Source organism: Pseudomonas sp. KCJK9111, assembly GCF_046231935.1.
In the GTDB taxonomy this organism is placed as follows: Bacteria; Pseudomonadota; Gammaproteobacteria; order Pseudomonadales; family Pseudomonadaceae; genus Aquipseudomonas; species Aquipseudomonas parafulva_B.
Genome location: NZ_JBJJMO010000029.1, coordinates 1 through 11,796 on the forward strand (window position 1 = coordinate 1; position 11,796 = coordinate 11,796).

Here is an 11,796-nt window from a genome sequence, read left to right on the forward strand (position 1 = left end):
AAGCCACCCTGGGTGTTGCGACGGATGACCGTAGGGTGTGTAAACAAGTTGCTGTTGCGACTGGCAGTGGTCAGCCCGATGGAGAACTGTTCGCTGCTGATCAACTCTTAACAATGAACATTTATACATGCCTTTCTCGCGAAATTGCAGCGCCAACAGCTGAGCTCCATACTGAACAACTACCTGGCTTGACTCACCTCCCAGTTCATTGGCGATACGGCCCTGGCAATAGTGATAAGTCCTGCGATTAACCTTCTGACTTAAATTATTCTGCACTTCGGCGATCCTCCTCGATACTCGTCTTGCTCTACAAATGATCGCACGGAGCTTCAGGGGCTGGCATTGATCCCTTGAGCTCCGAAGGCAAAAAACCCACCGAAGTCATCGGTAGTGCTGTTGGGCCAGATCTTCAGTTGGTCCACCGCGGCCTTGCCGCTCGCGGCGAGCATGCTCGTCGCATCAGCAGACGGTACCGCCCTCCCATGGAAGCGCTCCCTTATCATCCATGGCCTATTTATCCATTAGCAACACATTACCTCTACTGGCAAAAATGATAGGGGTCGCGCTGAGGCGGCCGGCATTGATGGCAGGGTGTGCACTACAGGGTTTTTGAGATGGGGCGGATCTCGAGCGCCGCCCGCGCGGCGCTTCGGGACAAGCCCGCACGCACATTTTTAGCGGTCGACTACTTCGTGCTGCTGGCGATAAACGCATTACGCCGGTCGGTTATCTGCTCAGGGAAAATGCCTTGGCGCCGGCAATACTCATCAATCTCCAGCTCCGAAAGCGCTGCAATTTCCATGATGACCGCCATCTTGGCTTCGGCTGACTAACTCTCAGCGGATTGGTTGGTATCGGACAATTGCGTTCCTCTGGCCGCAGCTTGCTTGCGCCAATAATGAAGCTACATATCACTGCAGCCTTCGCGCCGGGCGACCTCCGCCGCCGATAGGCTCAGAGGCGGGAGCATCATTTTAGCAGTGCGGCTTTACGTTCTTCGGATTAGAAAGGCATGACCACACTCTTGCCGCCCCCGGAATGCTTTTCTAAAAAGCGGGGGACACGATAACTATCCTGACATGGAGGGTCTTGTCAAAAAGTAAGCAAAAACCGCCTGCTCCTATCATCCGGCCCCTACGCTACGCCCCGGGGTTCCCTCGCTCCGGGCTTGCTCCCGGGAGGACCGCGCTGCAGGCCCCATCCTGGTGCCCAGCGCTCGGTCTCCTGAAGTCGCGACCTGTGGCGCCTGGACTACCGCGCTTAGAAGCAACAGCAGCGGCAGCGGCAGCGATAAAAGCCACTTTGGCTACTTGATCAATGCCTCCGATTCTAGCTGCGGCAAACGCCGCCCGTCCGGCAACATGATCTCAACCGTCGTCTCGGTAACCCGCCGCTCAGGCTGCACCGCCTGTTGCTGCGCTTTGCGCGCTTCAACCCTGCGCTCGATCATGCTGGGATACCGAGACGCCAACATCATAAGCGCAGCAACAAACAGGAACACCAAAAGTATCGCACCTGCATCACCCTGAGCGCGACGCGTCTTCATCCTTGAACCACCGTGCAAATCACTGCAAAACGCCCCCATCAACGATCCTTGAATTGCGCCTCACGCTTGGCGATGAACGCGGCCATGCCTTCTTTCTGATCTTCGGTAGAGAACGCCGCATGAAACACCCGCCGCTCGAACCGCACACCTTCGCTGAGGGTGACTTCGAAGGCGCGGTTAACGCTCTCCTTGACCATCATGCTGACCGGAATGGACTTGGCAGCGATGGTGGCGGCCACTTTCAGCGCCTCCTGCAACAGCTCGTCCTGCGGCACGACACGCGCCACCAGCCCTGAGCGCTCCGCTTCCTCAGCACCCATCAGGCGACCGGTCAGGCACAACTCCATGGCTTTGGCCTTGCCCACCGCACGGGTCAAGCGCTGCGTGCCTCCCATGCCCGGCAACACCCCAAGGTTGATTTCAGGCTGACCGAACTTGGCATTATCGCCAGCTAAAATGAAGTCGCACATCATCGCCAGCTCACAACCACCGCCCAGCGCAAACCCCGACACGGCGGCAATGATCGGCTTGCGCCGGTTGGCGATGCGGTCGGCATCGCTGAACAGGTCGTCCACGTAGATTTGCGGGTACTTGAGCTCAGCCATTTCTTTGATGTCAGCGCCAGCGGCAAACGCCTTCGCCGAACCTGTGAGCACCACGCAGCCAATGCCAGGGTCGCGCTCAAGCTGATCCAAGGCCTGGTTCAGTTCGCTGACAATCTGCGCGTTCAAGGCGTTGAGCGCCTGCGGGCGATTGAGCGTGATCAGGCCAACCTTGCCATGAATGTCCAACAGGATGGTTTCAAATGCCATGTGGTCTGCTCCTTCAAAGATTGCGCGCAATGACCATGCGCTGAATATCGCTGGTGCCTTCGTAAATTTGGCAAACCCGCACGTCGCGATAGATGCGCTCCAGCGGGAAGTCGCTCAGATAGCCATAACCGCCCAGGGTCTGCAAGGCGTGTGAGCACACCTTCTCTGCCATTTCCGAGGCAAAGAGCTTGGCCATGGACGCTTCCACCAACGCAGGTTGCCCCGCATCACGCAAGGCGGCAGCGTGCAACACCATCTGCCGAGCGACGGCGACCTGGGTTGCCATGTCCGCCAACCGGAAAGCCACGGCCTGATGCTCGATCAGCGGCTTGCCGAAACTCTGTCGCTCCTTGGCATAGTCACGGGCCACTTCGAAGGCGGCGCGCGCCATGCCTACCGACTGGGCCGCGATGCCGATGCGCCCGCCTTCAAGGTTGGCCAAGGCAATCTTGTAGCCCTCACCCTCCTCACCCAGTCGGTTGGCCACAGGCACGCGCACGTTGTCGAACACGATCTGACAGGTATCGGAAGCATGCTGGCCGAGCTTGTCCTCGACACGGGCCACCTGATAACCCGGTGCGTCGGTCGGCACGATAAACGCGCTGATGCCGCGCTTGCCGGCCTGCGGATCCGTCACGGCGAACACGATCACCACCCCGGCATTCTGGCCGGAGGTGATGAACTGCTTGCTGCCATTGAGCACGTAGTGCTCGCCCTCACGGCGCGCACGGGTTTTCAGGCTGCTGGCATCGGAGCCTGCCTGTGGCTCGGTCAGGGCGAATGCCCCGAGCATGACGCCGGTTGCCAGGGGCGTTAGAAACGCGCGCTTTTGTTGTTCAGAGCCAAACCGCAGAATAGGCACACACCCCACCGAGTTGTGCACGCTCATGATGGTCGAGCAGGCACCATCGCCGGCCGCGATCTCCTCCAGGGCCATGGCGTAGGCCACATAACCGGTGTCGCTTCCGCCCCACTGTTCAGGCACCAGCATGCCGAACAGGCCGAGCGCTGCCATTTCCTCGATGGCTTCGCGGGGAAACCGATGCTCCTTGTCCCACTGTTCGGCAAAAGGGCGCAGCCGCTCCTGGGCAAAGCTGCGCACGGCATCGGCGATCTGTTGTTGTTCTTCGTTGACCAGCATGGTTTACCTCACTCCAGGCATTCGACAGCCACGGCCGTGGCTTCACCACCGCCAATGCAGATGGCCGCCACCCCACGACGCAGGTTGTTCTGGCGCAGGGCGTGCAGCAGCGTGACCAGGATGCGCGCCCCTGAAGCGCCGATTGGGTGGCCCAGTGCGCAGGCGCCGCCATGGATGTTGACCTTGCCGTGGGGCAGGTCCAGATGTTTCATGGCTGCCAGGGTCACCACGGCGAACGCTTCATTGATTTCGAACAGGTCGACATCGGCAAGCGCCCAACCCGTGCGTTTGATCAGCTTGTCGATTGCACCGATAGGCGCGGTCGGGAACAGGGCCGGTGCATCGGCGAAGGCCGCATGGCCGTGGATAACGGCCATCGGTTTCAAACCTCGCTTGTGCGCCTCGGAGCGACGCATCAGCACGAGTGCCGCCGCGCCATCTGAGATGGAGCTGGCGTTGGCAGCCGTTACCGTACCGCCGTCTCGAAACGCCGGGCGCAATTGCGCGATCTTGTCCAGGCGCGCCTTGGGCGGCTGCTCGTCGTCCTTGACCAGACGGCGTTGCTTGCTTTCAGTCACCTCCACCGGGACGATTTCATCCGCAAAGCGACCATTGAGAATGGCCTGCTGGGCACGGGTAAGCGATGCGATGGCAAAATCGTCCTGGTCTTTACGACTGAAACCATTGGCCTGGGCACAGTCTTCGGCAAACGTGCCCATCAAGCGACCCTTGTCATAGGCGTCCTCAAGACCATCCATGAACATGTGGTCGATCACCTTGCCATGGCCCATGCGGTAACCGCCGCGGGCCTTGTCCAGCAGGTAAGGGGCGTTGCTCATGCTCTCCATGCCGCCGGCGACCACCACGTCGGCGCTGCCTGCCACCAGCAGGTCATGGGCAAGAATGGCAGCCTGCATGCCGGACCCACACATCTTGTTAAGCGTCGTACAGGTGGTGTGCTTACCCAGGCCAGCGCCCAGTGCAGCCTGACGCGCCGGCGCCTGGCCAAGGCCTGCTGGCAACACGCAACCGAACAGCACCTGATCGACGCTGTGCACCTGCACACCAGCGCGCTCAATCGCGGCGCCAATGGCCGCACTGCCCAACTGCACGGCAGAGAGGCTGCTAAGCTCGCCTTGCAACCCCCCCATCGGGGTGCGTACTGCGCTGACGATGACGATGGGATCTTCGCGGGTGTTCATGGGGGTTATCCTCACTTGGCTGCCATGCGCAAGGCACCGTCCAGACGGATGACCTCACCATTGAGCATGCTGTTCTCGATGATGTGGCGCGCCAGCGCCGCATACTCCTCTGGACGCCCAAGGCGCGGAGGAAAAGGCACGCCCGCTGCGAGCGAGTCACGAACCTCGGGCGTCATACCGGCCATCATCGGGGTTTCGAAAATGCCCGGCGCAATGGTCATTACGCGAATACCGTAGCGCGCCAGCTCGCGCGCGGCGGGCAACGTCAGGCTGGCAACGGCCCCTTTGGACGCTGCATAGGCACATTGCCCGATCTGGCCGTCGTAGGCCGCGACGGAAGCCGTGTTGATGATCACGCCCCGTTCGCCTCCGTCGTCCACCTCTCCCTCGGCCATGGCCTCGGCACATAACCTCAACAGGTTGAAGCTGCCTAACAGGTTGACATTGATGACACGGGCAAAACTGGCCAGGCCGTGCGGGCCTTGTTTTCCCAATACCTTTTCAGCGCCCACGATGCCTGCGCAGTTCACCAGACCGTGCAGGCTACCGAACGCTGCAAGTGCTGCCGATACGGCCGCCTTTGCAGCTGCTTCGTCACTGATGTCGGCCACGCTGAAACGCGCGCGCTCGCCCAGCTCGCGGGCTTTGGCTTGCACAGCGTCGCCGTTGAGGTCCACAAGCATGACCGACGCGCCTGCCTCGATCAGCATGTGCGCGGTGGCGGCGCCTAGACCGGAGGCAGCGCCGCTGACGATGAAGTGTTTGTTGGCTATTTGCATGGTCGGTTTCCTTTCAAGCGCTGGCCGTGGTGGCGAGCTGCGCGTGTTGTCGAGCTATTTCCTGATTGCGCAGGATGAAGCGCTGCAGCTTGCCGCTGGGGGTCTTCGGCAACTCGCTGACGAACTCGACTTCTCTGGGGTAGGCATGGGCGTATAGCCGCTGGCGAACGTGCTGGCGCAGTTGCTCCTCAAGTTCGGCGCCGGCGCCGTAACCCTTGGCCAGTACCACGAATGCCTTGATCACCTCGGTGCGCTCAGGATCAGGCTTGCCGATCACTGCAGCTTCAATAACGGCTGGGTGCTCGATCAATGCGCTTTCCACATCGAAAGGCCCAACCCGATACCCGGACGTGGTAATCACATCATCGCTGCGCCCGACGAAGCTGATGCTGCCATCGGGGTTCAGTTCGACGGTATCGCCGCTCAGGTAGTACTTGCCGACAAAGGCCTTGGTCGGCAACCCGTGGTAACCGGCGAACCAGCATAAGGGCGATTGTTCGCGATCCACCGCCAGGATACCCGGCTGACCGGCGGGTAGTTCGCGTCCCTGCTCATCGAGCACCACAATCCGATGCCCCGGTATGGCAAAACCTGCAGAACCTACGTGCACCGGGTGGGCCAGGCCGTGATGGTTACACAGCACCATGCCCAGCTCCGTCTGCCCGTAGTGATCATGAATGGTTACCCCGGCATGCTCGGCGAACCAGCGGATCACTTCCGGGTTCAAGGGCTCCCCTGCACTGCTCACCACGCGCAGGCGTCCTTTGACTGGGGTACTGAACTGCTCACCGGCTGCAATGAGCATGCGAAAGGCCGTTGGCGAGCCGGCCAGGTTGTTGATGCCCAGCTGGGTAATGACCTGCGTGCAGCTGTCGACACTGAAGGGGCCATTGTAGAAGGTGGTCGCGTGGCCCAATGAAAGCGGCCCGGTGACTGCGTAATACAAGCCATACGCCCACCCCGGATCAGCCAGGTTCCAGAACCTGTCCTCGGGGCGCAGATCGATGGCATCACGCATGTAGCCTTGGAACGCTACGATGGCCCGTAGCGGTACTTCAAGGGGTTTTGCAGGCCCGGTGGTTCCAGATGTGAACATCAACAGGAAGGGATCGTCACCTGTGAGCATGACCGGCTCGCAATCAGGCGAGGCGCTTTCAAGACACCGCTGGAAGTCCGGCTCGCCGTCGCGGGCATCGACTGTAATCGTGAGCGGGCAAGCTTTGACATCATCGAGCTTTGTCCGATTACTGCGGTCAGTGACCACAACACGGGCCTGCGACTGGTGCAGTCGGTGCTCGATCGCAGCAGGCCCGAAGGCGGTGAACAACGGCTGATAAACGGCACCCAGGCGCCAGGTGGCGAGAATGGTGATCAGCAGTTGCGGGGTGCGAGGCAACAGCCCCGCTACACGGTCGCCCACACTGACACCATGGGCACGCAGGACGCTGGCAAAGCGGGAGGCCAGCGCTTGCAGCCTATCGAAATTCAGCTGCTCGTAGTTGCCTTCACTGTCCAGCCAGTGCAGGGCCACCTTGTCGACGCCCGTGTGGCGATCACAACACTCGACACAGGCGTTAAGGGCCTGCAGCTCGCCCTGCAAGGCCGCCTGCGCGGCACCAAGGTAATGGAACGAGCGAGCGGCCTCGGCGTAGTCACGCATCGTCAGACTCCTGCTTTTTTATTGTTGGAGTGCACGGTTAAGTCCGGACGATGTTCGCGCCGCTAAGGCGTAACCACAATGGCCAAACCATTCATTGTGGATGATCGGTTTGGCCACAACGGCGGTTAGCCCAATCCCCGTTCGCGCCCCAACAGGAATTGCCGGGTCAATTCGAATACCAGCGACTGGTCCTGGGCGGCTTGTTCGGTGTCCAGGCTGTCGAGTTGAAGCTGATAATCCGAGGCATCCAACGTTGACTGCCGCGATGCCAAAGCGGATCGACGTTCGGCAAACTGGGTCTGCAGCGCTTCAAACACCTCCGGGTGCCGCCCATGGATGTACCTAGTCCAGAACACTCGCTGCGACAGGCTGGAAGATAGAGCGTCAGGCGTCATCGCCGCGTTTACCTCAAGGTAGGCATCCTCCAGTTGCCTGGCTGTCAGCTCGGCTGCGTCGCCATAAAGCATGCTCTTAGGCTGACACGGCAGGTTCAAACGCGCCCGCAGTTGTACGCGGTAAGCCAGGCTGAGCGCTGCCTGATCCACGCTTTCCCGCGCCGCAAGGCGTTGCAAGATATCCCGCCTGGCAATCTGCTCGAGCCGATCCAGGCGAAACAACTGTTGCCCTATACCCAACAGCTCATTGCCGCGCCCCGGCGAGACGTTACGCTCGGTGGTATCGATCAGCACCCTCAACTGAATCTCACTGAATCGATCGGCAACCGTGTTCACACAGGTCAGCGGCAGACGGGCCAAGCTATTGATGCTCTGGCGCAGCTGCAGGTTGTGATCGGCTGCTTGGAGTAAACCCCATACTCGCTCCGCCAGCTGATACGACGCAGTGCTGTAGTCGCCAGTATCTGCCAGAAGACCCAATAACCGCACCAGGCCGTGGCTGTCTGCATCTGTGGTCACACGTTGCCAAAGGGCCTGGCGGGTCTCGCGCAACCGTGGATCGCCTGCATCGAGCCAGAGATCGCAGGTTGCCTGGGGGTCAATCACACGCCGAAGTTCAGGAGGGTGGAAATGTTCGGCGATCGTATCCAGAGCAAACAAATGCTGCATTTGGACAATGCTCAGCCGATTTCGCTCCACCATGAAGCCTAGTCGACGGGCATGGGGCAGTCGCAGCATTTGCGCTGGAACAATACGCAAGACATTGTCACGCAGATCGACGCGCTCAATCATGTCGCATCGCTCAAGCCCCGCAGGCCACATGCTCAGCCTACAGTGACGCAAGTTGAGTTCGACAAGGCGCGTTAACGTGTCATGGGGCAGATCAAAAGCGCCCAGCGGGTTGTAACTGAGGTCCAGGTGCGTCAATTCCGGCAGGTGGGTCAGCGCGTTCAAGGCTTGATCGTTCAGCCGAATGTTGTTGCGTGCCAGACGCAGCGTTCTCAACTCAGCCAGATGGGAAATTTCAGCAGGCACGCCCAGCAGGGCGTTGTCGCTCAGATTCAACGCTCTCAGGCGGGTGAAACATGAAAGGAATCCAGTGGGCATGTGCGTGATCGGCACATCACGGATGACCAGCGCCCTTGTGAGCTCAAATTCGATACGGGCAGGCAACTCGGGCAGGCTGCTGACATTCACATTGACGATACTCAGCCGCTGACCTGCTGCCCCATCACCCAGCGATTCGCCGACCTGTCGCCAGGCGCGACGGATCTGATCAGCGACCTGCCGACGAGCCCGCTGGCGGACTGGGTTGCTTTCAAAATCTGTCCATCGTCCCAGGTGCCTTTCCAGGTCAGCATGGTCCTGCTCCAGTACCAGCAAAGCGTCATAGATGCACTCTGGACCTTCAAGCAATCGCGCCAGGCGGTCCTCGATCGCAGCATCGTCCAGCCCAGGGTACAGATTGCGCAGACGATCTCTCAGTATGCTGTGGGGGCTACGACGTCGGACCGGACGCCCACTGAGTGGGTAGCCTACGCGGCCGTCAGGCATACGCCGGCCTGGATTGAACCACCGAGCCTGTTCAGGCCAGCCAAGCAGATGCTCGACTTGGGCGTGAGTCTGGGGTAATTGCGCAATCAGCCGATCATGCAAGGTTGCGGCAGCGGTATCGCTATCTAGACCTAGCGCAGTGCGCTGGGCTGGCTCCAACAATGCGAGCAGGGTCTGGTAGAGGTTGTCCGACTCGGCGATCAAGGCACCATAGCCTGCACTTGTCTCTTCGATCGCCCGGAAACGCCCCTCCTTGTGCACGATCTTGACCAGATTAGCGTCCGGCGACTGGTCACCTACCGCCGCAATCCGGTGAGCGCCGGGGCCGTCTGTCCAGAGCTCGATGTGAAGGGTCGGCCATGTCTCCAATCGCTGTAGGAGGGCCAACACGAGTTCGCCCGCTTCATCGCAGTAGGCGTTAGGGAGGTACACACCACACATGGCTCGTGTCAACCTGGCAACACGCAGCAACGAAGCACCCTGGCGTAGGCAACGCAATGGCAGTTTTCCCATGCTCAGGGCAAGATCGCGCTCGGTTCGCCCTATGTCAGCGGCCAGAGCTTGGACATAACGCTCGGACAGACCCGGCATGTCTGATCTGATTACAGACGACAACGGGTCATCGAACATGGGTACCTGGCAGAGGTGCTTGAACATCAGCCCGCGTAAGCGACCTGCATCCTCAAGAAGGCGCTCATGCAGCTGCACCCACCCACCGCCGCCGATTTGTTCCAGGCACCACTGTATCAACGCTTCTTCGTTTCGCGGGCTTGCACCGGCTTGCAGGGTTGTGAAAAACCTGCTGACGCGCGCATCGGCTTCGAAACGCTCCAGGCTGTCGCGCAGACTGGCTGGAATGTCCCGCACCTCCACCAGTAAACCTCGTAGCGCCGCTACATCCATTCCGGCGGCCTGTATCACTCTGCTGGCCTGCTGCTGAGTGAGCGGTCTAGTCTGAGGCCAAAGATGTTCAAGCATGAGATCAGGCTGATCAGCTTCCAGTGGTCGACTGTCACTTAACCGCCAGCTTCGCTCGCCAAAATGTTCAAGGACAGGCCCGAAGCCTGTCGGACGCCGAGCATGACGCAAGCGCCATGGCTCATCAGGATCAGGCCGATGCGCCTGAAAATAACGTTTGCCACTACGGAAGAAAGCGCCCCCCCAGTCCCTGTACAGACCGTCGCTCCCCAGTTGCGGGTCCTCCGGCAAGCTGGCGTAGACCTTGAGGTCGTTGGCCCATAGCCGCGCCTTCCCATCGACCCCACGCACCGGTTCCAGCCCTTCTACAAAATCAGTGGCCGCATACCCCCTGGCCAGGATGTTGGCGCCGGCGCCGACAGCCGCAGTCACCGCTATCGTCTCGGCCACGCCAAGCATGTGCTCAAGGGCCTCATGCTGATGACCGTGATACCAGTCAGCTGCGCCCTCGAAGACTTCCGCAAGTATTTGCACTACCAATTGCCCAAGCAGCATTGCGCCTACAACAGGTATGAAAAAACCAGCCAGGTTAACCAGACTCCAGCCCAACGAGCGCCACTGCTTGCGTCGCGCTTCAGAGGCGTGTCGGTCCACCTGCGCGGTTGGCACCAACAACAGACGCGCGTCGTCTTTGATTCGCTGAACCTGCTGGTCGACCAGCCTTGAGAAAATATCCTCCGTTCCTGTGACGCCTTCAAGCGACAGGTCAGGCACGGGGTCGCTCAAGCGCTTGTTCAATGTATCGAGAAAGGGAGCGCGCACCTCCACGGAGACCAACTGACTGAAGTAAGCCCGGTAATTCTCCTTCTGCAGAGCGGTCGCGAGCACGGCGTTCATTTCCTGGATGGACGTGAAATGGCGCAATGCCTGGCCAGGATCGCTGGGCCTGTAGAGTATGCTCCCTCGATCCGCACCGTGCTCATCGCGCAACTGGACGAGCACGACATCGCACAGGGTATGCCCCAGCATGCTCAGCAAGCCTGGGTAGGCACGCAGCTCGCCGTGATCGACCTCATCGCTCGCCAAGCCCGCCAACGCAATCTGTTGCCCGGCCGTCAGATCGCCGCGCAGTGCTGCCACTTCGGTAGCTAACTCAAGCGCCGCTCGCTTGTCTGCAATCAGTGCGTTGCAGGTGTCGTCGGTGAACACCTGCGACAAGAGCTTCTGATAGCGCCCGCCAGCATCCAGGTCCCGGCATGCCTGCACCAGGGCATCGATGTCTGCGGTGAGCAAGCTGTCTTCACCTGTATTCACCAGACCAGTGCCCAGGTAGAAGCTAGCCTGCTTGTGAAAATTCTGCATCAGGCGCAAAACGGCAGGCTCTCTCAACTCAATCACCTCATCGACTGGGAGGCCGGTGCCTTGCGGGACTTTGAAATTGCGCCGCATCTCCCGCCACTGCAGCGCATCCAGGGCCGGGCTGCCCGGCAGATCTGCAACCAGCCTCTGCATATGCAACTCAGCAAAGCTTTGCAGTGGAATCAACCGCCGCGTAGAGGCGCGCACGCGTTCCTGGCTGGCCTGGTGCGCTTTGAAGCGGTCACGCAGCCGGTTGAGCTGGGCGGGAGAAGCGCGCTTGAGCCACTCAGGCAGGCGCGCGACTATGAAGTCATGGGTAGCGCTTGCGACCTTGGCAGAGGACGCATTGAAGCCGGAAGCAGTCGTGAGGGAAGCTGACATCATGTAGGTCCTGTCGATGCTGATTCAACCTGGACTGTGTGATGGGCGC

At 60.3% G+C, this 11,796-nt stretch carries 7 protein-coding genes; all 7 read right to left on the bottom strand.

Annotation, left to right across the window (positions count from 1 at the left end):
• Positions 1-1,306: 1,306 nt before the first annotated feature.
• The 7 genes from ACK59L_RS11810 to ACK59L_RS11840 all read right to left on the bottom strand — a co-directional run bounded on the left by ACK59L_RS11810 (position 1,307) and on the right by ACK59L_RS11840 (position 11,747).
• Entirely contained in the window at positions 1,307-1,546 is a 240-nt protein-coding gene (locus ACK59L_RS11810; protein WP_409273753.1) for a hypothetical protein, read from the bottom strand.
• Between the two features lie 38 nt (positions 1,547-1,584).
• Positions 1,585-2,358, bottom strand: a complete 774-nt coding sequence (locus ACK59L_RS11815; protein ID WP_058605646.1) for an enoyl-CoA hydratase — start codon at positions 2,356-2,358, stop codon at positions 1,585-1,587.
• A gap of 13 nt (positions 2,359-2,371) precedes the next feature.
• Positions 2,372-3,499: an acyl-CoA dehydrogenase gene (locus ACK59L_RS11820; protein WP_100851210.1), complete on the bottom strand. Its 1,128-nt coding sequence runs from the start codon at positions 3,497-3,499 to the stop codon at positions 2,372-2,374.
• A gap of 8 nt (positions 3,500-3,507) precedes the next feature.
• On the bottom strand, positions 3,508-4,701 hold the full coding sequence (locus tag ACK59L_RS11825; RefSeq protein WP_409273756.1) for an acetyl-CoA C-acyltransferase: 1,194 nt from the start codon (positions 4,699-4,701) through the stop codon (positions 3,508-3,510).
• Between the two features lie 11 nt (positions 4,702-4,712).
• Complete coding sequence (locus ACK59L_RS11830; RefSeq protein ID WP_409273758.1) at positions 4,713-5,480, bottom strand: SDR family NAD(P)-dependent oxidoreductase; 768 nt, start codon at positions 5,478-5,480, stop codon at positions 4,713-4,715.
• A gap of 13 nt (positions 5,481-5,493) precedes the next feature.
• A complete protein-coding gene (locus ACK59L_RS11835; RefSeq protein ID WP_196136483.1) occupies positions 5,494-7,140 on the bottom strand; it encodes an AMP-binding protein in 1,647 nt (548 codons plus the stop codon).
• A gap of 125 nt (positions 7,141-7,265) precedes the next feature.
• On the bottom strand, positions 7,266-11,747 hold the full coding sequence (locus ACK59L_RS11840) for an NEL-type E3 ubiquitin ligase domain-containing protein (RefSeq protein ID WP_409273760.1): 4,482 nt from the start codon (positions 11,745-11,747) through the stop codon (positions 7,266-7,268).
• Positions 11,748-11,796 lie beyond the last annotated feature (49 nt).